The organism is Marinobacterium aestuarii (assembly GCF_001651805.1).
In the GTDB taxonomy this organism is placed as follows: domain Bacteria; phylum Pseudomonadota; class Gammaproteobacteria; order Pseudomonadales; family Balneatricaceae; genus Marinobacterium_A; species Marinobacterium_A aestuarii.
The window spans coordinates 2673386-2694422 of record NZ_CP015839.1; the positions used below are offsets into that span (position 1 = coordinate 2673386).

Below are 21037 nucleotides of genomic sequence, written 5' to 3' on the forward strand. Positions count from 1 at the left end.
GTTGCTCTGGGTTTTCTGCTGAAGCCCTCCCGCGTCTTGCGCCACAGCGGCGCTCGCCGGCGCTGGCAATGTTGCTGTTACTGCTGGCCCTCAGTGGCTGTACTCTGGTGCCGGTAACAGCTCCGCCCCCACCCGGACTCGATGCCGGTCCACTGGCGCAGTGCCAGTGGCTGTTTGAACAGACAGACGCCCATATCGATCAGGCCGGCGTGCGCCATCAGGGTCTGGCCCGGATTAGCGGCTTCCCCTATCTGCGCATCAATCGCTTTCTGGCATCCTTTGGCCCGCAGCTGGACTCCCCTGCACAAATCGAAACCTGGATACAACACCTGGCACAGCTGGATGCACAGGCCAGGCGGCCGGAGCTGTCCAACCTTGCAGGCGCCGGGCGAGAGATCAAGCCTGCACTGTTAAATGCGCGGCTTGATAAGTGTCGCACCCGTCTGGTGGCAGGCTTGCTGCACCATCCCGGGCAACTCCAACATTTACGCAAGGGTGCTTCGGTACCCGATGACTACCGCAGCGCCTGGCGCGTCGCGGGGCTCTATCCGCTGAGTGCTGCGCTGGTGCTGCATCGCGTCCGGCGCTGGCACGACGACGCCAGGAACACCTTTGGCCAGCCCTTGAGCCAGTTAACCGTTGCCGGACAACTGAGGCGCTGGAGCGCCTCGCCCCCGCGCGCCCGGGAAGAGACCTCAGTGCAAACCGATAGTCCGCACGCATTGACTCGCGATGACCTGGGCATTCCCAGGCTTGCCCCTGAGCGTCTGGGACAGTTGTTTGCCCGGTATTCCCCGGTTTGGGAGCTGGACGTGGCGGATACCAACGACCTCATCGGCACCCCGGCCTGGGATGAAGGCCCTGCTTTCGATACCGGCACAGCGACCCAGTATCAACAGCCGTCCTACACCCGTTTTGGCGACGAGGTGCTGCTGCAGCTGAATTATGTCATCTGGTTTCAGGCCCGCCCGGGCGAAGATATCTATGCCGGGCGTTTCGATGGGTTGACCTGGCGCGTTACCCTGGGGCCCGATTTGCAGCCCCTGCTGTACGACAGCATTCACAATTGTGGCTGTTACCACAGTTTTTTTCCTACCGCGTCACTGCAACTGCGCACCGACCTTCCGGAAACTGGATTTGAACCGCCACTGGTACCGCAACCCGCACCACCGGGGCCTCTGGTGGTGCGCCTTGAGCATCAACGGCATTTCATCCAGCGCGTCTATCCGCTGGAGGATACCCATCGCGGTCACCCGCTTGTCGTCGCGGACTATGCCAGCCTGCTTACACTGCCAAGTGCCGAGGGTCACCATAGTTTCTTCGGTGACCACGGCCTGGTGGCCGGTAGCGAAAGGCCGGAGCGCTTTATCCTCTGGCCCATGGGAATTCGCTCCCCCGGCGCCATGCGCCAGTGGGGTCGCCATGCGGTAGCCTTTGTCGGCCGTCGGCATTTCGACGACCCTGATCTGATACCCTCACTGTTTGAACGGGCCCCTGAGCGATAATCACGCCGCCCTTGCGCAGCTATTTAAGAACCTGGCTACCACACTGCCGGGGGCTGCCCTGTCGGTTCAACCACCCCGATTCGACGGCCCCTATCTGATACCCTCACTGGTTTAACGAGTCCCATAACCCATGATCACCCTGTTGCTACATCACCCATCAGCCCCCCTGCTGCCACGGATACTGGTCGCTGCTCTGCTGGTATCAGCCGCAGTCACCGTCGCCGCCGAACGTCTGGACGTGGGACAGTTCTCCCAAGGCGTGCTGAAGCACTGGGAGGCAAAAGAGTTCTCCGGCGCCACCGACTATCAGCTCGAAACCGACCATGAGCGCGGCACTGTGCTCGGGGCACGCAGCCAGGGCAGCGCATCGGGGTTGTTTCGCAAGGTCGACCTAGACCTCAATGCCACACCCTGGCTGCACTGGTCCTGGAAGGTCGACAACCTGTTACAGGGGGTCGATGAGCGCACCAAGGCCGGCGATGACTACCCGGCACGTATCTATGTGGTCTTTTCTGGCGGTGTCTTTTTCTGGAAAACCCGGGCACTGAATTATGTGTGGTCCAGCCATCAGGCAACCGGCAGCGAGTGGCCCAATGCCTATACCGGCAATGCCCGCATGATTGCGGTTCAATCCGCCGAGACACCGGCGGGACAATGGCGTAGTGAGGTTCGGGATGTGCGTGCCGACTACCGTCGATTGTTTGGAGAGGAGCCTGGCCCAGTGGCGGCGGTCGCTATCATGACCGACACCGACAATACGGGTCAGTCGGCCAAGGCCTGGTATGGCGATATCTGGTTCAGTGAGTCATCGACCGAGACCGTTTCTAAATAGAGGTAAGAGGTGGCTAGGATTAGGCAGCACCGCGCGACGCTGTGCCCGACCGCGCTTGATGGCGGTTTGAAAAACAAGACGGGGGAAGGAATTAATAAATAAAAACAAAAGCTTACACGAGCAATCGAAGGTCAATTGGCATATTTGATGTCGGTGAAAACAACCGAACAGGCCCCGCTCTGAGACTCAGGGAACGCGCTGCCCGCGCGTCATTTCCAGCAATGCGAACCAGTCCGAGCGCTGCATTTCATAGCGACATCCGGCCAGCGCATCGGCAATACGGTCTTCATTCAGACTGCCGATCACGGGGATAGGCACGCCGGGAATGCGACGCAACCAGGCTGCGGCCAGCCCGACCGGGCCACAACCTGCCTTCTCCGCCAGTTCATTAAGTAGCACGCCAAGCCCTTCTTCCTCCAGTCGACCGCCAGCCAGCGGCGACCAGGCCAGCATTTGCAAACCGTCGTGCTGCATGGCTTCGCTGGTGCCGTTAAACAGGGGCGCACTTACACGCAGGGACAATTCGAGCTGGTTACAACTGAGGCGACTGCCCAGGGCCTGCTGTAACAGGCGCCACTGTGGCGGGTTGAAGTTGGAGACGCCAATCTGGCCGACCTTGCCTGTTTGCAGCAGGCGCTCCAGCGCCCGCGCCGTAGGCCCGACATCCATCAGCGGGTCGGGACGGTGCAGCAGAAACATATCCAGCCGCTCAACCCCCAGGCGACGCAGGCTGCCATTGACCGAAGCTTCGAGGTAGTCAGGTGAACTGTCGTAATGGGTAACATTCCAGGGTGACTCGTCTCGCGGCACCTTGATAATGTCCGCCTTGCTGATCAGGCGAACCCTGGACTTGAGTTCTGCCGACTGCGCAAGCGCCGCACCAAACAGTGTTTCGCAACGGCCATCACCATAGATGTCGGCATGGTCGAACCAGTGCAGCCCCTGCTCGACACGCCGCTCGATCCAGCCTGCCAGCGCCGCCGGATCGTGCAGCGGCTTGCGCTCATGCAGACGCATCATCCCCAGCACCAGCGGTGTGTCTACCGCACTGTTCAACTCTGCCATGCTCTACTCCACAATCGATATGAGGGTCCCAATACGGTGGTGCTGACCAGGCAACAGCTGAACGGGATCAATGTAGGTATTCGCAGCCTCAACACAGACAAAGGCCGCCTGCTGCGCCATCCCTACATCGACCATAGCCTCGGCCGCTGCACCTGGATTCCACACCACGGTTGAGCCACTGCCAAACTTGCCAATCCTGAGGCTGCGCTGCGCGCCAGTGTCCTGCACCTGTGTGACCGTATCATGACTATAGATGCGATCCGTGGTGGCGCGGATAAACAGCGGTTCGCTCTGCAGAACGCACGCGCCCTGTTGCAGCTTGTCGCGGTATTCGCAGCCCTGCAAGCCTTCAAGCTCCACCTGATGCACATCAGATACTGCCAGATAGCTGTGCAACGCCTGGGTCAGCAGTATAGGTCCATCGGTTGTGTTAAGCGTATCAATGCTGACGTGCAGCGCCCGCTCCCTGACCTCAACCAGCACCCGCGGCACCAGACCAGACTCCAGCGCGGTCACAGGTTGCAGGGCCAGGCTGACGCCGGTATCGCTGCACTGCTGCAGATTTATATCCCAGAGTGCGGTGCGCGCCAGGCCATGGAAGGGTTTGGAAGCATCGTCCGGATGGGCGGCAAACCAGGGCCAGCACAGCGGAATACCGCCGCGAATCGGCGCCGGCGCCGGCAGCAGACTGTCGCTCAGCCAGAGTACGGGCGACTGCCCACTGGGGCGAAAATGCACTACCTGGGCGCCCTGGCGCGACAGCACCAGCTCACCCCAGGGCTTGCGAATCAGCAGCAGCGAGAAGCCCTGCAGATTGGCATCCTGCACGCCGTCCGGCATAGCCTCCAGCAGAGCTGTGAGTTCCTGATTCATCTTATGTCCTCATTCCTGGCGTGCTTTAGCGGCGTTATATCGGTGTTAACCCTGTACCCGCGAATTATCGAGCCCGGCAGCGGCACCCAGCAAGCCCGGGTACTCTGCGGTACAGAGCCACACCGGCACCTTGGTCATATAACCGTTAAAGCGGCCCTTGGCCTCAAAGCCTTCGCGAAAGGCGCTGGAGAGTAGAAATTCCTGCATGCGCGGCAGAATACCACCGCAGAGGTAAACCCCGCCACGAGCGCCAACGGTGAGCACCGCGTCGCCGGCCTGCTCGCCCAGAATGCGACAGAAGCGCGCCAGCGCCTCTTCGGCCAGAGGGTCGCCCGCCAATCCCGCCGCTGTTACCTCGGCCGGGCGCGTCAGCCTGGCCGGCAGCGAGCGGTAATGGGCGATGGCCTGGTACAGATTCACCAGGCCCTGGCCGCAGAGTATCCGCTCAACCGATACGCGCCCAAACTGATCCCTGAGGCTGCGCCAGATGGCGATTTCAAGCTCATCTGTCGGGGCGAAGCTGACATGACCACCCTCGGTCGACAGCGGCACCCACTCATCCCCGGCCGGCACCAGCGCTGACACGCCAAGCCCGGTACCGGGGCCAATCACCAGTCGCGTACTGCCGGCCAGACTTTCGCCGCCGCCAATGGCAACCAGCTCATGGGGCTGGACATGCAGCATGCCCAGTGCCATGGCGGTGAAGTCGTTCAGTAGCCGGAACTGATCCAGCCCCAGGGTGTGCTGCATCGCTGAGCGACTGAAGGCCCAGTGATTGTTGGTCATGCGGATTTGCTCGTCCTGCACCGGGCAGGCAAAGGCCAGACAGGCCCGCGTGACGCCACTCAGGCCGGCATCGGCAAGATAGGCGTTGCAGGCCGCATCCAGGTTGTCGAATTCCGCACAGGGCAGCGTGCGTATATGCTCCAGCTCGACGTGGCCCGGCTTCACCAGCGCCAGGCGCGCATTGGTGCCGCCGATATCGCCAACCAGTGCATACTCACTCATGCACGGCTCTCCTCTTGGAAGAAGATGCTGGCGCCCTCTTCAGCGCCACTGACCTGCTTGCGCAGCGGTGCGAAAAGTTCACGTCCCATGCCCTGATGATGACCGAGCATTTCGCTGGCCGGCGCCGCTTCACGGGCCGCAAATTCGGCGGCGTCAATGAGCAGTTCCAGGCTGCCGTTAAGGGCATCCAGACGCACCCGATCACCGTTGCGCACCCGCGCCAGCGGGCCACCATTGGCGGCTTCCGGCCAGACATGAATGGCGGCCGGCACTTTGCCGGAAGCGCCGGACATACGGCCGTCGGTGACCAGCGCCACCTTGAAGCCTCGGTCCTGCAGCGTGCCCAGGTAGGGTGTCAGCTTGTGCAGCTCGGGCATGCCGATGGCTTTGGGGCCCTGGTAGCGCACGACAGCGATAAAGTCTTTTTCCAGCTCGCCGCGCTTGAAGGCGTCTGCCACCTGCTCCTGGTCATCAAACACCAGCGCCGGTGCTTCAACCACCTGATGCTCGGCGGCGACCGCAGAGATTTTGATGACACCGCGGCCCAGGTTGCCCTTGAGCAGCTTGAGACCACCGTTGGCGCTGAAGGGCTCAGCCGCGCCACGCAGTACGGCGGGATCCAGCGACTCGGTCGCGCCCTGGCGCCACACCAGTTTGCCATCTTCCAGGAAAGGCTCCTGGGTGTAGTGCGACATGCCCTCGCCCATGATGGTGACGACATCTTCGTGCATAAAGCCCGCCGCCAGCAGTTCGCGCACCAGGAAGGAGGTGCCGCCGGCGGCCTGGAAGTGGTTGATGTCCGCTTCGCCGTTGGGGTAGATACGCGCGAGCAAGGGCACTACATCGGACAGGTCGGAGAAGTCGTCCCAGTTGATAATGATGCCGGCAGCGCGGGCGATGGCAATCATGTGCATGGTGTGGTTGGTCGAGCCGCCGGTGGCCAGCAGTGCCACCAGACCGTTGACGATGGTTTTTTCATTCACCACTTCGTACAGCGGCGTAAAGCGGCCATTCTGTTCGGTAATGCGTATCGCCTGACGGGCGGATTCGCGGGTCAGGGCATCGCGCAGCTCTGTACCCGGATTGACGAAGGACGAACCCGGCAGGTGCAGGCCCATCAGCTCGACAACCAGCTGGTTGGTATTGGCGGTACCGTAAAAGGTGCAGGTGCCGGCGCTGTGGTAGGAGCTGGACTCACAGTCGAGCAACGCATCACGACCAACCTTGCCCTCGGCATAGAGCTGACGAATACGGGCCTTTTCCTTGTTGGGCAGGCCGCTGGGCATGGGGCCTGCCGGCACCAGCAGGGTCGGCAGATGTCCAAAGCTCAGGGCGCCCATCAGCAGCCCCGGCACTATCTTGTCGCAGATGCCAAGATAGAGTGCGGCATCGAACATGTTGTGGGACAGCGAGATGGCGGTCGACATGGCGATGACATCACGGCTGAACAGGCTCAGCTCCATGCCGGGCTGGCCCTGGGTGACACCGTCGCACATGGCCGGAACACCGCCCGCTACCTGGGCGACAGATCCCAGTTCGCGTACCGCGGCACGGATCTTGTTGGGGTAGTCTTCATAGGGCTGGTGCGCCGACAGCATGTCGTTGTAGGCGGTAACGATGCCAACATTGACAGCGTTGGTCATCTTCAGCGCCTGCTTGTCGCTCGCGCCACAAGCGGCAAAGCCATGGGCCTGGTTGCCACAGGACAGGGCTGAGCGATGTACGCCCTTTTCCTCGGCCGCCTTCATGCGACTGATGTAGGCATCACGGCTGTCTTTGCTGCGGGCGATGATCCGTGCGGTGACTTGCTCGACGGTGGAATGCATGGCAACTCCTGGAGGTAAGTGTTCTTGTACTCGGAATATTACGTATAAAATGCAAACTGCGACGCCGAGTCGGTAGCTTGCGGCCATATAAAGGCAATGATTCGACTAAGTTTGGTAAGTTTACCAATTTTTTATTTTAATGTTTGATTTATTTCCATCAAAAGCGTAAGTTTTACAAAATTAAAACAGCATATAGATGTAGCAGAGGTTTTTGACATGACAATACGCGTTGCTATTAATGGTTTTGGGCGCATTGGCCGCAATGTCCTGCGGGCACTTTACGAAAACAATTACCGTGATCGCATCCACGTTGTCGCTATCAACGACCTCGGCGATGCCGCTATCAATTCCCACCTGTTCCAGTTCGACAGCGTGCACGGCCGCTTCAACGGCAGCGTAAGCCATGATAGCGAGTCCATGACCGTCAACAACGACCGCATCAGCATCACCTCTTTACGTAACCCGGCGGAACTGCCCTGGGCGCACCTGGACGTTGATGTTGTGTACGAGTGCACAGGTCTGTTCACCAGCCGTGAAAAAGCGGCAGCTCACCTGAGCGCCGGCGCACGCAAAGTCATCATCTCGGCGCCCGGTACCGGCGTCGATGCCACCGTGGTTTATGGTGTTAACGATAGCACTCTGCGCCAGAGCGACGAGATTATTTCCAACGCATCCTGCACCACTAACTGCCTGGCACCGGTGGCGCAGGTTCTGCAGCGCGAAATCGGCATCGAAAGCGGCCTGATGACCACGATTCATGCCTACACCAATGATCAGAACCTGTCGGACGTTTACCACACCGATCTGTACCGTGCCCGCTCTGCGACCCAGTCCATGATACCGACCAAAACCGGCGCCGCGGCTGCGGTAGGTCTGGTACTGCCGGAACTGGCTGGCAAGTTCGACGGCATGGCGGTGCGTGTACCGACCATCAACGTTTCCCTGGTCGATCTTGCCTTCATTGCCGAACGCACCACCACGGTAGACGAAGTCAACGCACTCTTGCAGGCCGCGGCGGAAAAATCCCCGGTACTGGGCTTCAATACCCTGCCGCTGGTGTCCGTCGATTTCAACCATTGCCCCCTGTCGTCGACCTTCGACGCCACTCAGACCAAAGTCTCCGGCCGTCTCGTCAAGGTCATGGCCTGGTACGACAACGAGTGGGGCTTCTCGAACCGCATGCTTGATAACACTCTTGCCCTGGTTAACGCCCCGGCCTAATGGAGCAGCATTAATAATGTTACGCCGAACAAAGATCGTCGCTACGCTCGGACCTGCTACCAGCAGCCCGGAAATGCTTGAGAAACTGATCGCCGCGGGTACCGATGTGGTGCGCCTGAACTTCTCCCACGGAGAAGCTGCAGACCACCAGGCCCGTGCCACCCTAGTACGTGAAATCAGCCGCAAACAGGGTCGCTTCGTTGCCATTCTGGGCGACCTGCAGGGGCCGAAGATTCGCATCTCGCGCTTCAAGAACCACAAGGTTAGCCTGACCAAGGGCCAGGCCTTTGCGCTGGATTCGACGCTGGACAAGGATGCGGGCGACGAACATCAGGTCGGCATCGACTTTGAAGACCTGATCCGCGATGCCCGCATCGACGATGTCCTGTTGCTGGATGATGGCCGCGTTGAGCTCAAGGTAACCGCGGTATCCGATACCCGCATCGATTCCATCGTGCTGGTGGGCGGCGTCCTGTCGAACAACAAGGGCATCAACCGCCTGGGCGGTGGTTTGTCTGCCAAGGCGCTGACCGACAAGGATCGCGAAGACATCAAGACAGCCGCCGCCATTGGCGTCGACTATGTTGCCGTGTCTTTCCCCCGGGATGCGGCCGATATGGAAGAAGCCCGCGTACTGCTGCGCGCCGCCGGCTCCAACGCCGGCCTGATCGCCAAGATCGAGCGTGCTGAAACCGTCGCCGACGACGCCATTCTGGATGGCATTATTCGCGCCTCCGAAGCCGTCATGGTTGCCCGTGGCGATCTGGCGGTGGAAATTGGTGATGCGGAACTGGTGGCGGTGCAGAAGCACATCATCGCCCGTGCCCGTGCCCTCAACAAGGTAGTGATCACCGCGACCCAGATGATGGAGTCGATGATCAACAGCCCGATGCCGACCCGTGCCGAAGTGTCCGATGTGGCCAATGCCGTGATGGATTACACCGATGCAGTCATGCTGTCGGCCGAAACCGCCGCCGGCGACTTTCCGGTGGAAACCGTGGAAGCCATGTCGCGGGTGTGCATGGGGGCTGAACGCCACCCCATCACGCACCGCTCCAAGCACCGCATCCACGAAAATTTTGAAGCTATAGACGAAAGCATCGCATTGTCGGCCATCTATGCGGCCAACCACCTGCGTGGCGTCAAGGCGATCATCTGCATGACCGAGTCGGGCCTTACTCCCCTGCTCATGTCCCGCATTCGCTCGCCCCTGCCAATCTTTGCGCTGTCGCGCCGTGAAGATACCCAGCACCGGGTATCGCTGTACCGTGGCGTCCAGACCATTCCCTTCTACAGCGAAGCCATGGAACCGAGCCAGATCAATCAGAACGCCATCAACGAACTGATCGAACGCGGCGTGGTTGTCGACGGTGACCTGGTTGTCATCACCAAGGGTGATTACATGAACGCTCAGGGTGGCACCAACACCATGAAAGTGGTCAAGGTGGGTCAGGCTATTGCTTAAGCCTTAAGCTTTAAAAGTTCCAGGAGTTACACAGAAGCTGGGGCCTGGCCTCAGCTTCTGCACCTCACTCATTGCAGTCTGCCGGGCTTAACACTGATCTACGGTCGGATAAACCCGACAGGCTTCTTGGAGTGGCTCCCGTTATCGTCTGTTGGCTCACAGGCTCATATTGGTTGCAGGTATGATGTATCGATAACGGTCTTGGCAGGCACCGAACGGATTCCCTCGGTTGCCTGCTTTTTTATGCCCGCGCGTTTGCTTTGTATTTACGCTTCCTCTTTTACCTGCCTCATACTGCCCGCATCAAAGCCCAAGATGGTTTTGCACTGCCGCCAGTCCCGGCTGACCGTCACGGGTAGTGACGTTTTCCAGCCAGCCTGCCAGCACCTCAGGATTCGCCTTGAGCCATTCGCTCGCAGCCAGATCCGCCTTCTTGCCGTCTTCCAGAATGGCACCCATGATGGCGCTTTCCATGTCCAGGCTGAATTCCAGATTGCTCAGCAGCGTGCCCACATTGGGACATTCGGCGCTGTAACCCTTGCGCGTAACCGTATGGATACTGGCACCGCCATAGTTGGGGCCGAAGTATTCATCGCCACCTGCCAGGTAGCGCATGTCGACCCGCAGATTCATCGGGTGCGGCGCCCAACCCAGAAAGACAATGGACTCATTCTTGCGTACCGCCCGGCTCACCTGACTCAGCATGGCCTGCTCGCCGGATTCAATCAGTTTCCAGCCCTCAAGACCAAAGTCCCCCTTGTCGATCATGCCCTGCAACAGGCTATTGGCCGGCGCACCCGGGTCTATACCATAGATGCGCTGGCGAAAATCATCGCCCCGGCTGCCAAGATCCGCAAAGGTGGTGATACCGCTGTCATACACATAGGTCGGCACCGCGAGGGTGAACTTTGCGCCTTCAAGATTGCTGCGTACCAGATCCAGCTCAGGGCCGTACTTGTCGATAAAGCCCTGCTGCGCCGGCATCCAGTTGCCCAGAAATACATCGATCTCGCCTTTCTTCAGGCTTTCAAAACCAATCGGGACCGCCAGCAAATCCACTGAGGGCCTGTAGCCCAGCCCCCTGAGCACTGTGCCGGCGAGTGCGTTGGTGACGCTGATATCGGTCCAGCCGGGATCGGTCAGGCGAACCTGCTCGCACTGCGGGGCCTCGGCGGCTGCGGCAGCCTGTGCCGTTGCAGCCAGCCCAAGCGCCATGGCGCCGGCCAGCGCACAGCGTTTAAAGGTCATTTCATATTTCACATTCATTGTTATTGCCCTGCGTCTGTGAGTATTCAAAATCAAGCGTAAAAACCAGGCCACCTTCTAGTGAGCTGGCTCAATCCCGTTCTTCAGTCGAGATGGGGGAAGCGCGAGCGGCGCTCCAGATCATCCAGGTCGATGGTATTGCGCATGTACTGGACACTGGCATCGACGAAAGGCTGATGATCCCAGGACGTGACCTTGCCTTTGCTCAGCGCATCGGCCACCAGGCGACGGCGGCGCTGGCTCCAGAGCACATCCTGATGCAGCGCATCCATATCCCAGCGCGCACTGACTTCCTGCATAAGCGCCGCCACCAGACCCGCCTGGACGGCATCCTGCGCCAGATTGTTCAGTTCCTTCGGGTCAGCGTCTAGGTCATACAGCTGGGCCGGGTCCGTGGAGCAGTAAATGAACTTGTAGTTGTCACGCCTGATCATCAGCACAGGGGCGATAGTGCCCTCGGCCATATACTCGCCGATTACTTCATCATGCCCCTTGGCGCCCTGCAGATGAGGCACCAGGCTGCGCCCCTCGATCGGGGTGGCATAGCCGCTGAATTCGCCGTTGCTGGCCATGTCGACAAAGGTGGGCAGCAGATCGAGGGTCGAGACGCTGGCGCTGATGCGCGCGGCATCGAAATGGGCCGGCGCATGCACGATCATCGGTACGCGGGCGGAATTTTCGAACCAGCTCATCTTGTACCAGAGACCACGCTCACCGAGCATGTCGCCATGATCGCCGGAGAACACGATGATGGTGTTTTCATCCAGCCCGGTTTCCTTCAGGGTTTTCAGCAGAGTGCCGATCTGATCGTCGACATAGCTGATGGCACCGTAATAGGCCCGGCGTGCGTTGCGAATCTGCTGCTCGGTGATTTCGGTCTTGTCCATTTCGTAAACGAAACGCAGGCGCGCCGAGTGCGGGTCCTGATCTTCAGGCGCTATATGGACGTCCGGCAGGTCGATATCGTCATTGTCGTAGCGGTCCCAGTACTCCTGCGGAATCGCATAGGGGTCGTGGGGGTGGGTCATGGAGACGGTCAGGCAGAACGGACGATCATCGCTGCTGCGGGCATGGTCATACAGATAACGGCGGGCGTTAAACACCACCTCATCGTCAAAATCCAGCTGGTTGGTGCGCACACAGGGACCGGCCTGGGTCACCGACGACATATTGTGATACCAGGTCGGGCGGGCTTCAAATTCGTCCCAGTTCACCGCCCAGCCAAAGTCCGCCGGATAGATATCGCTGGTCAGGCGCTCTTCAAAGCCGTGAAGCTGATCCGGGCCGCAGAAATGCATCTTGCCCGACAGCGCCGTGCGATAGCCCAGATGGCGCAGATAATGGGCAAAGGTCGGCACATCGGCCGGCAGCTCGGCCGCGTTGTCGTAGGCGCCGATTTTGGATGGCAGGCGGCCGGACATCAGTACGAAACGGGACGGTGCACAGAGCGGGCTGTTGCAATAGGCAGAATCGAACACCACGCCCTGCTCGGCCAGCGCACTGAGATTGGGTGTCTTCACCAGTGGGTGACCGTATACCGGCAACGCCGATGCAGCCAGCTGGTCGGCCATAATGAACAGAATATTGGGTTTGGTTTTACTCATGGCAACTAGGTACTCCTCTAACCCTTGTGAATACTCAGGCCCCGCACAGAGAGGCCGCGATATAAGTGTTAGAGAAGATACTGCGCGCCCGCAGCATTGCTGTAAACTGGGTCAAAACTAATACAAGAGATTAGTTACACTAATGTCAAAGCCCGGTTTTCTGCCGCCCACTGCGAGCCTGCAGGCCTTCGAGGCCGCCGCACGACTGCACAACTTTACCGCGGCGGCGCGGGAACTCGACAGCACCCAGTCGGCCATCAGTCAGCATATCAGCCGGCTTGAAGAGGCCCTGGGAGTGCAGCTGTTCCAGCGCCTGCACCGGGGCGTGCGTCTGACCGCCGGCGGCGAGCTGCTGTTTGACGCCGTGAGCGAGAGCCTGCAACGCCTGCACAAAGGCATTGCCGCGGTACAGCAGAAACAGGCCAAGGAGATTATCAATGTCGCCACGGACTTTGCCCTGGCGGCCTTCTGGCTGGTACCGCGCCTGGCAGACTTCAGAGCCCTCCACCCCGGCACCGAAGTCCGGGTTATCACCGCGCAGCACCAGATCACACCGGACCAGGCCGATATTGATATCGCCATCAACTTCGGCGATGGCAGCGAAGCACCCGGGCGCAGCGTGCAGTTATTCGATGAACGGGTGGTGCCCGTCTGCAGCCCGGCACTGCGAGAACGCTGGGAGCATAGCGGGCCAACACTGACCCGGATGCCCTTGCTGCAACTGGAAGCGGATCATAATGCACGCTGGTTTAACTGGTCACGGCTGTTTGCGGCGCTCGATATTCAAGAAACGCCGCGCGAGCCTGATCTGGTGTTCAACAACTACACCCTGCTGCTGCAGGCCGCCATCGCCGGCCAGGGGGTTGCCATCGGCTGGCGCCCGCTGGTGGACTCCATGCTCGACAGCGGCCTGCTGCTATCGCTGCTGGACGAGCCTGTCAGCTCGCACTACGGTTATTACCTGATATTGCCCCGGGCGCGAAAACTGTCACCCATAGTGCAGCATTTCGCCGATTGGCTGCGGGTTCAAGCCAGCCCAGACTAAGCGTCTGTCACCAAGGGAACGGGCGCCAGATCGCCGATTTTTTTTGATCAGATACGGCCACGCACCTGGGCTCTGACCTCGCGCTGGTAGAATGCAAACAGCTGCTTATGCAGCTCGGGCGACAGTGGAGCCAAAGCACTGGCCGCCCCATTCGCCGCCACCTGCCCAGGCTTGCTGGCACCGGCAATCACCGTCGATACCGCCGGCTGATCCAGTATCCAGCGCAGTGCCAACTGCGCCAGCGTTATGTTCTGCGGCACATAGGTTTGCAATCTTGCGACCAGAGTCACGGCAGTTTCAAATGGCAAACCAGAGAAGGTTTCACCCACATTGAACGCCTGGCCATCGCGGTTGAAATTGCGGTGATCCTGTTCGGCAAAGCGATGATCGAGCCCGAATTTCCCCGACAGCAAGCCGCTGGCCAGTGGCAGGCGCACAATCACACCCACATTGGCTTTTTGGGCGGCGGGCAGCAATTCGGTGATGGCATCCTGGCGAAACAGGTTAAAGATGATCTGCAGGCTGGCAAGATTGGGCTGGGCCAGGCAGTGCAGCCCCTCCTCCAGGGTTTCAACACTGGCGCCATAATGCTGAATCAGGCCTTCGCTGCACAGCTCATCCAGCCAGCTAAAGATCTCGCCATCGCGCAGTACCTCAAAGGGCACGCAATGCAGCTGCGCCAGCGTCAGAGTCTCCACACCCAGGCGCCGTGCTGACGCCTGCAGACTGGCGCGAACACCGGCCTTGGTGTAACCCGACGGATAGAGGGCTGCATCGCGCCCCAGCTTGGTAATCACCGTGGCCGGATGGCCCGTTCTGCCCCGCCAGTCACCGATGCGCTGCTCGCTCTCCCCGGCCCCATAGACATCGGCGGTGTCCCACAGGCTTAGGCCCTGCTCCCAGGCGGCATCCAGAATTTGCGTCGCCCGGGTCTCAGGCACAGGCCCGAAATCCCCGCCCAGTTGCCAGCACCCCAGGCCTACCTCGCTGACCAGCAACCCCGTCTTGCCCAAGATCCGTGTATGCATGTAGCTATACCCCTTTATTAACCTGTCTCAAACAGAGGCCTAGCTTAGGGTCCGTTCTATTGTTAATAAATACCCTATTAATTAACGAACTGTTTAATATATGGATACAATAAGTACCCTATGAAAAAGCCCAACAGGAGCAACGCCATGCAGGCCGGCATTACCGAGTTTGTTGCCGTGGCACAGGCGGGCAGCTTCACCGCTGCTGCCCATGCCCTGGATACATCCAAATCGCGCCTGTCCCAGGCCGTCAGCAGGCTGGAGCAGGAACTGGGCGTTACTCTGCTGCAGCGCACAACAAGGCGCATCAGCCTGACCGACGTCGGTGACGCCTTTTACCAGCAATGCCGCCAGGGGCTGGATCTGCTGCGCCTGGCGGTGGATGACGCCCAGACACAGCAACAGCAGATAAGCGGTAGCATTCGCATCAACTCCGTGGGCGGTATCCTCGGTGAACAATGGCTCAGCCCGATACTGCTGCGCTTTATGGCGCTCTATCCGCAGATTACGATTGATCTGGATTTCAGCAGCCATCGGGTGGATCTGATCAGCGACCAGTTCGATCTGGTGGTGCGCATGGGCGAGCTGCCGGATTCCAGCCTGATTGCCCGCCCGCTGCAGCAGCTTGAATCCATTGTCTGCGCCAGCCCGGATTTTATTGCCCGCCATGGCATGCCGCTGCACCCCGACGGGCTGTCGCAACGGCCCGCAGCCCTGGGTTCTTTGACCCGTTACCATTTCAGCCACTCAGGCTCCAGTGATGCCCTGGTCCCGCAGCAGGACAGTATCGAATGGCATGCAAACAGCCGTCTGCGCTGTCGTAATGGCCATGTCATGAAACAGGCGGCATTGCAGGGAACGGCCTTCACCATCCTGCCGCGCATCTACCTGCAGGCCGCCCTTGAACGCGGCACTCTGGTGCAGCTTCTGCCTGGCTGGGTGTTGAAACCCGCGATTCTGTCGCTGGTGTATCCGCAGCACCGCTATCGCCTGCGGCGGGTGGAATTGCTGGTGGATTTTCTCACCGAGGAACTGCGAAAACCCATTCGGTTGCCACGGCAACAGGACCACTAGTGGCAACAACGCAGGCCTGGTCGACGCGCAACCGGCACTGCCCGACTGCTATACTGCGAGCCCCGCATTGCCAAAGCCTACCGAGCCTCCATGACGACTGACGCCAGCGCCACTGAGTTACAGCCAGGGCCCATTCCCGCCGCCAGCGCCGTGCTGCTGCAAAACGGCTGTGCATTGCTGGTGCAGCGTGGCCAGGCCCCCAATGCCGGCTGCTGGAGCTTCCCCGGCGGCAAGATTCAGGCCGGCGAAACCGTGCAGCAGGCGGCGCTGCGCGAACTCCAGGAAGAAACCGGCGTACAGGCAAGCGCAGGCAGCATCCTCACGGCACTTGATGTTATGGGCCGCAGTGGCGCGAGCCTGGATTACCACTACCTGCTGGTGGTGATTTACTGCCACTGGCGCGCAGGCGAGCCCCGCGCTGCGGACGATGCCGCCGATGCCCGCTGGATTCCCATCGAGCAGCTGCGCCGCGGTGACTACCCTCTGACCGACAGCGTGCTGCCGGTGCTGGATCTGGCGCTCTCCCACGCCCGCGTCACCTAAAACATAACGCCCAACATAAGGCGCAGACCGTGCCTGCAGCCCCACCTAACGGCTTCAGGCATTCGCTTGCCTTGCCCTTCGAGACTGTTATCTATACTGAGCGGTGTAACAGCTTGATCCTGCACCCGTTAAAACCAAAGGCAAGCAACAGGATGTCCCTGAAGGAGAGCCCCATGTCTGGCGTAGAATCATTTAACACCCGCGTTACCCCCTGGCTTCTCAGCCTGGTGCGAATAGTGTCCGCTTTTCTGTTCATGCAGCACGGCGGGCAAAAACTGCTGGCCTTCCCGGCGCCGCCCAACAATCCGACGGAAATCATGTCCCTGATAGGCCTGGCCGGCGTGCTGGAGCTCTTTGGGGGTGCCCTGTTACTGGTAGGGCTGTTCAGTCGCCCGATCGCCTTCCTGCTCAGTGGCATGATGGCTGTGGCCTACTTTATGGTCCATGCCCCGCAGGGCTTCTGGCCGATGCTCAACGGCGGTGAACTGGCGGCAATGTACAGTTTCGTCTTCCTGTATCTGGCCTTTGCCGGCCCAGGGCCGCTGAGCCTGGACCGGCTGTTTGGCGGGCGCTGAACCTGGTGCTCCCCGAGCACCCGTGCTCTGTCAGCACAGGTGCTCAGGAGCATCTAGACCTCAGTCCGCGCTGGAGAAATGACCGCGGCGGGCACCCCCAAGCAGCTTGAAAAAGTCCTCCCCCCTGACCTTTAACAGGGTTTGATGATCGCCGCTTTCAAAGTAGTGAAACGCCAGACTCTCCAGCGCACTATCCAGCAGGGTTTCGATGCCATACGCCGGCCCCAGCGGGGGTATCGCCCCTTGATCACAGTCCGCAAACAGGCTGGCGGTTTCATTTTCCTGCGCCAGCACCAGCTCGCGATCCAGCATCCGTTGCACGGCCGACAGACTGACCCAAGTATCACCCGGCACAACGGCCATCACAGGGCCCTGCTGTCCTGTCAGAATGACGGCCTTTGCAATATGCCCCTCATCAATATGGGCAGCTTCAGCGCTTTCATGACTGGACCCGGTCAGATAGTGACCTATCAGTTCGTACTGGACACCCTGAGCGTCGAGATAGCTTTTTACGTTGGCTGCAATTGCCATGGCCTGATCTCCGGTTGAAAGCCGCAGACATTCCCGTTGTGGAAATACGGTGACAGCGACGCAGCTCCCGCGGCCAGAGCCCCGCCTGCCTGTTAATTCTAAGCCATCAAAGCCAATCTGGCAGTGGGTGCCGCCGCGACAAAAAGCATCACGAAAAAGATCAAGACGGGTATCGTCCGGTGTCCGCGCTGCAGGGCGCCCCGAGGCTTGGCAAACGCGACAATCGGCACAGAACGGAAAACAGGCTCGCAACACCAGGCCGTACAGAGAGGTCAGAGCGTCGCTACAAATCCAGGGACGGACTTTTTCGGCATTTTGCTGATCCTGTACAGCAGTTCAAACGGAATCTCGCCCAGACGACAGCGGCCCGACAGCTCGGACAGCATCGCCAGCCAGAGCTTGGCGGTCATCTCGGAATCGTAGAGGGCACGGTGAAATACACCCTCGACAGGAATATTGGCATAACGCACCAAAGTGCCCAGCTTGTAGTCGGGGGCTGCCTGAAACAGCCTGCGGGCCAGCAGCATGGAGCAGGCAAACTGCCCCGGGTAACGCCTGCCGATACGGGCCAGTTCCGCATCCAGAAAGCGCTTGTCGAAAGAAGCATTGTGCGCCACCAGATTGAAATCGCCGATGAAATCGGCGAATCGCGCCATGACCTCGGCGTTGCCGGCGGCCTCGGCCAGCATGGCATTACTGATGCCGGTATAGCTTTCGATAAAGCCGCTAACGCGCCGACCAGGGTTCATCAGCTCCTGGAAACGCCCGGTAACCTGGCCGTTTTCGAGTCGCACGGCACCAATTTCGATGGCCCGATCCCCGCCGTCGGGCGACAGCCCCGTGGTCTCGAAATCCAGTATCACCACAGTGTCAGCATTGAACATCAGTACCGCCTACTCACTTCTTAAACCCAGACCGGCGCGCATTATAACGCCGGTCCGGGCCTGAGTCGCGCGGCCTGTATTGCCGGACAACCTCAGCTGCCATATACCGCCCTGTTAGTCGTAAGCATTGGCCGGCAGCCAGAGCATCAGACCCGGAACCACCGCCCCATGAACAGGTCCCCCACGGATAGCGCCAACTGATCCGCCATGATCACCAGCATGATGCTGGGCGGAATCAGGATGCCGAGGGTGCCGGCTGAGGCGATAAACCACATCCATGCCGGCCAGCGCCATTGTTGCTGCCCTGGCCTACTGCCACGGCAGCAAGACTCAAGCGGCAAAAATACTCGGCATATCCTGCGCCAACCTCTACGACAAACTGAAAAAAATCAGCTGAGCGCGATCAGTCAACGCTGACTGAGGCTACAGAGCGCAGCATCAGGGTGCAGCATGGCGCCCACAGTGATCCCCGGTCGATTCGCCAGAGCGCTTAACGCCGGAGTCGGAGTCTGGGTCTAAGCCTGCCAGCAGGATTTTCTTCACCGCCGCCGGGGCGGCAAAGGACGAGCCTTTCAGCGGAGGCCAGGGTCTGAGGGGCAGATCGCGCGCGCCCTGACTGTAACTGCTCAACCTCGCCAGCGGAATGTCCGCGCACAGATCGCCGCTCAGGTCATACCCCAGCAGTTCTCCGTCTGCTGCGCTCAGAAGCCTGGCAAAGTACGCCGCCTGTTCGCGCCTATCTACCAGCGCATTGTCGCTGACGAAATGGGCCAGTTCGGGCTCGATAGCACCGACAGTGATCACGCCGCGGGCAAACGAAAAGGTGTTCACCATACCGCGACCGCCATTGCCGGCAATGGTTACCACTGTGACACCGGCATCGACCAGGGCTTCCAGCTCCCGGATAATCGCCAGGGTTGGCGCCCAGCTGCCGTCGGTTTCACTCCATTTCTCCAGCTGCGCCAGGTAGTGCCCGGCCCGGGACCGGTGCAGCGGCACCTCGAAGGCACTGATCAGGGTGGATGACTCCCAGGACAACAGCACCGCATCCACCGGCTGACGTCCCAGCCGGGCCCTTATTTCACGCAGGTTAAGCGCAATGGAGTCCAGTGGTGGCCGGTCACTGCTGATGGGATAAAGGAAAAATGTCAGCCGGGGATGGGCCGCAATCAGGCGCACCAGGTCGCCGTGGTAATAGGGCTCCTTGATCTGGTCATCATCCAGATCCAGCATGCCGTACATCCAGCGCTGCATCTCCTGCTCCTGCACCGTCGCCAGAGGGCCTGATGCGGGAAAGAAACGATCCACGATCGCCACGCGCGAGCCCGCCTCGGCCCGGGGTACCCAAAGCTGAATCAGCAGTACAAACAGAACCCTTAGAAATGGCATGGCGACCCCGCGTGCAGAGCCTGTTGCGCTGCAATACGGCAGCCCAGGCTCCGGCCTGCAGTATAGCCGTGTCCGCTCTCCCCCCTTGTTACCGAAAATGAGCGTCGCCCGCCCAGCGATAGAGTGTTGGAGGCTATTTAAGTCGAAGTACGCATCAAGTATGAGAGCACTTAATGGGCTATAGGCCCGCAACCGGGCTGGGCTCGCCGGCCTCTGTGCGGTGACTCTGGCGATAGACGGCCGGTGTCATGCCGCTCCATTTGCGAAAGGCGCGCACAAAAGCACTGGGCTCGGTAAAGCCGAGCATAGACGCGACGTCCTGGACGCTGATATCGGGGTAATTGAGGTATTCCTGCGCCGCGGCGAAGCGGCTTTGATCCTTCAGCGCCTGGTAGGTAGTGCCCTCGCGCTCGAGCTGGCGCCGCAGGGTGCGTGAGGACATGTTCAGCGCGCTCGCCGCCGCAATAATGGTGGGCGGTGTCCGGCTGAAATCCCGCCCGATAAGACCCCGCACCTGGGCACTGACCGAGCGATCACCGTTCACCATGACCATTAACTGATAAGGCGCCGTGCGCAGGAAACTGCGCAGGGTTTCCGCATTTTGCATCATGGGCATGTCGAGCTGCTGCGCCGAAAACACCAGGCAATTTTCCGGCGCGTTAAACTCCAGCGGACATTGAAACAGGTTCTGGTAATCATTGAGGTTGGGTTGGGCGGCGAAAGTAAAACCCACCTTTGCCAACGGCAGCCGATACCCCAGCATCCAGCTCATAAAGTGATGCCAGATTGACAGCGAGGAGCGAATCAGCCCAGGGGTTTCGTTGGATACCAGCCGTTTGACCGTATCGGCGGGCATTGAGCTGAGCGCCACGTAGCGGAACACGGCGTTGCTGCCCTCGATATCAATATGGGGCTTGACCGTAGGCCCCTTGCAGATCTCGTAAAACTGACTGCAGCGGCGTACAGCCTCGCCCAGAGTGGCGCAGGTAATCATACTGAAGCACATCATGCGAAAGGTGCCATTGGGCATGCGCCCGCCACTGAGCATGCCAAAAGATTCATCCTGCACCAGCCACATCATGCGCTGATAGAGCTGCCCGAACTGCTCGGCCGGAAAATCCTCCCGCCCTTCCAGATCGGCACGGGACAGCCCGATAGAGCGCAGCAACGAGCTAACGTCATAGCCTTTTTGTTCGGCATGAACCAGCAAGCTATCAACATAATCAATCGCAACGGCGTCAGACTTTGACATAAACAAGGTGACCATAATCTTGTAACTGGTTGAAAATATTACAGGCGAAGC

20 protein-coding genes and 1 pseudogene are annotated in these 21037 nt (G+C 59.9%); 9 read left to right on the top strand and 12 right to left on the bottom strand.

Annotation, left to right across the window (positions count from 1 at the left end; all coding sequences use genetic code 11):
* Positions 1-68: 68 nt before the first annotated feature.
* A complete protein-coding gene (locus A8C75_RS11750) occupies positions 69-1505 on the top strand; it encodes a hypothetical protein (protein ID WP_067382368.1) in 1437 nt (478 codons plus the stop codon).
* Positions 1506-1635: 130 nt separating this feature from the next.
* Positions 1636-2337 carry a DUF3047 domain-containing protein gene (locus A8C75_RS11755; RefSeq protein WP_120785190.1) on the top strand — a complete coding sequence of 234 codons (702 nt, stop codon included), beginning with the start codon at positions 1636-1638 and terminating at the stop codon, positions 2335-2337.
* Between the two features lie 186 nt (positions 2338-2523).
* On the opposite strand, the gene A8C75_RS11760 is transcribed toward A8C75_RS11755, so the two are convergent.
* From A8C75_RS11760 to edd, 4 genes are read right to left on the bottom strand one after another with little or no spacing between them, the layout of a single operon-like run.
* Positions 2524-3402, bottom strand: coding sequence for an aldo/keto reductase (locus A8C75_RS11760; RefSeq protein WP_067382372.1), 879 nt, complete (start codon positions 3400-3402; stop codon positions 2524-2526).
* Positions 3403-3405: 3 nt separating this feature from the next.
* Positions 3406-4275 (bottom strand): D-hexose-6-phosphate mutarotase, encoded by an 870-nt coding sequence (locus A8C75_RS11765; RefSeq protein WP_067382375.1) that lies wholly within the window; start codon positions 4273-4275, stop codon positions 3406-3408.
* 45 nt (positions 4276-4320) lie between these two features.
* Positions 4321-5283, bottom strand: a complete 963-nt coding sequence (locus A8C75_RS11770) for a glucokinase (RefSeq protein WP_067382378.1) — start codon at positions 5281-5283, stop codon at positions 4321-4323.
* Entirely contained in the window at positions 5280-7109 is a 1830-nt protein-coding gene (gene edd, locus A8C75_RS11775; protein ID WP_067382381.1) for a phosphogluconate dehydratase, read from the bottom strand. Before edd ends, A8C75_RS11770 begins: the two co-directional genes overlap by 4 nt.
* 216 nt (positions 7110-7325) lie before the next feature.
* Between edd and gap the strand changes: the two genes are divergently transcribed.
* Entirely contained in the window at positions 7326-8330 is a 1005-nt protein-coding gene (gap, locus tag A8C75_RS11780) for a type I glyceraldehyde-3-phosphate dehydrogenase (protein WP_067382384.1), read from the top strand.
* A 16-nt stretch (positions 8331-8346) separates the two neighbouring features.
* A complete protein-coding gene (gene pyk / locus A8C75_RS11785; protein ID WP_067382388.1) occupies positions 8347-9795 on the top strand; it encodes a pyruvate kinase in 1449 nt (482 codons plus the stop codon).
* A gap of 303 nt (positions 9796-10098) precedes the next feature.
* On the opposite strand, the gene choX is transcribed toward pyk, so the two are convergent.
* Both choX and betC read right to left on the bottom strand, forming a co-directional pair.
* Positions 10099-11061 (bottom strand): choline ABC transporter substrate-binding protein, encoded by a 963-nt coding sequence (gene choX / locus A8C75_RS11790; protein WP_084784024.1) that lies wholly within the window; start codon positions 11059-11061, stop codon positions 10099-10101.
* A gap of 83 nt (positions 11062-11144) precedes the next feature.
* A complete protein-coding gene (betC, locus tag A8C75_RS11795; protein ID WP_067382391.1) occupies positions 11145-12665 on the bottom strand; it encodes a choline-sulfatase in 1521 nt (506 codons plus the stop codon).
* Positions 12666-12807: 142 nt separating this feature from the next.
* Between betC and A8C75_RS11800 the strand changes: the two genes are divergently transcribed.
* Positions 12808-13710 (top strand): choline sulfate utilization transcriptional regulator, encoded by a 903-nt coding sequence (locus A8C75_RS11800; RefSeq protein WP_067382396.1) that lies wholly within the window; start codon positions 12808-12810, stop codon positions 13708-13710.
* A 47-nt stretch (positions 13711-13757) separates the two neighbouring features.
* On the opposite strand, the gene A8C75_RS11805 is transcribed toward A8C75_RS11800, so the two are convergent.
* Positions 13758-14738 (bottom strand): aldo/keto reductase, encoded by a 981-nt coding sequence (locus tag A8C75_RS11805; protein ID WP_067382399.1) that lies wholly within the window; start codon positions 14736-14738, stop codon positions 13758-13760.
* A 120-nt stretch (positions 14739-14858) separates the two neighbouring features.
* Between A8C75_RS11805 and A8C75_RS11810 the strand changes: the two genes are divergently transcribed.
* From A8C75_RS11810 to A8C75_RS11820, 3 genes are all read left to right on the top strand, one after another.
* The gene (locus A8C75_RS11810) at positions 14859-15812 is read left to right on the top strand and encodes a LysR family transcriptional regulator (RefSeq protein ID WP_084784025.1); all 954 of its coding nucleotides are present in this window, start codon (positions 14859-14861) and stop codon (positions 15810-15812) included.
* A gap of 90 nt (positions 15813-15902) precedes the next feature.
* The gene (locus tag A8C75_RS11815; protein WP_067382405.1) at positions 15903-16355 is read left to right on the top strand and encodes an NUDIX hydrolase; all 453 of its coding nucleotides are present in this window, start codon (positions 15903-15905) and stop codon (positions 16353-16355) included.
* 173 nt (positions 16356-16528) lie between these two features.
* The gene (locus A8C75_RS11820; protein WP_067382408.1) at positions 16529-16930 is read left to right on the top strand and encodes a DoxX family protein; all 402 of its coding nucleotides are present in this window, start codon (positions 16529-16531) and stop codon (positions 16928-16930) included.
* A 60-nt stretch (positions 16931-16990) separates the two neighbouring features.
* Here the strand turns inward: A8C75_RS11820 and A8C75_RS11825 are convergent, their stop codons facing one another.
* The 3 genes and pseudogenes from A8C75_RS11825 to A8C75_RS23355 form a co-directional block, all read right to left on the bottom strand.
* Complete coding sequence (locus tag A8C75_RS11825) at positions 16991-17461, bottom strand: aminoacyl-tRNA deacylase (RefSeq protein ID WP_067382411.1); 471 nt, start codon at positions 17459-17461, stop codon at positions 16991-16993.
* Positions 17462-17733: 272 nt separating this feature from the next.
* Positions 17734-18345, bottom strand: coding sequence for a 3'-5' exonuclease (locus A8C75_RS11830; protein ID WP_067382414.1), 612 nt, complete (start codon positions 18343-18345; stop codon positions 17734-17736).
* Positions 18346-18486: 141 nt separating this feature from the next.
* Positions 18487-18614: pseudogene (locus A8C75_RS23355) on the bottom strand (TRAP transporter large permease subunit); the annotation flags it as partial.
* Positions 18615-18622: 8 nt separating this feature from the next.
* Here A8C75_RS23355 and A8C75_RS23050 point away from each other — a divergent pair.
* On the top strand, positions 18623-18742 hold the full coding sequence (locus A8C75_RS23050) for a helix-turn-helix domain-containing protein (protein WP_227819900.1): 120 nt from the start codon (positions 18623-18625) through the stop codon (positions 18740-18742).
* Positions 18743-18783: 41 nt separating this feature from the next.
* Here A8C75_RS23050 and A8C75_RS11835 read toward each other — a convergent pair whose 3' ends face one another.
* Positions 18784-19734 carry a hypothetical protein gene (locus A8C75_RS11835; RefSeq protein ID WP_067382418.1) on the bottom strand — a complete coding sequence of 317 codons (951 nt, stop codon included), beginning with the start codon at positions 19732-19734 and terminating at the stop codon, positions 18784-18786.
* Positions 19735-19912: 178 nt separating this feature from the next.
* Positions 19913-20986, bottom strand: a complete 1074-nt coding sequence (locus A8C75_RS11840; RefSeq protein WP_067387243.1) for an AraC family transcriptional regulator — start codon at positions 20984-20986, stop codon at positions 19913-19915.
* Positions 20987-21037 lie beyond the last annotated feature (51 nt).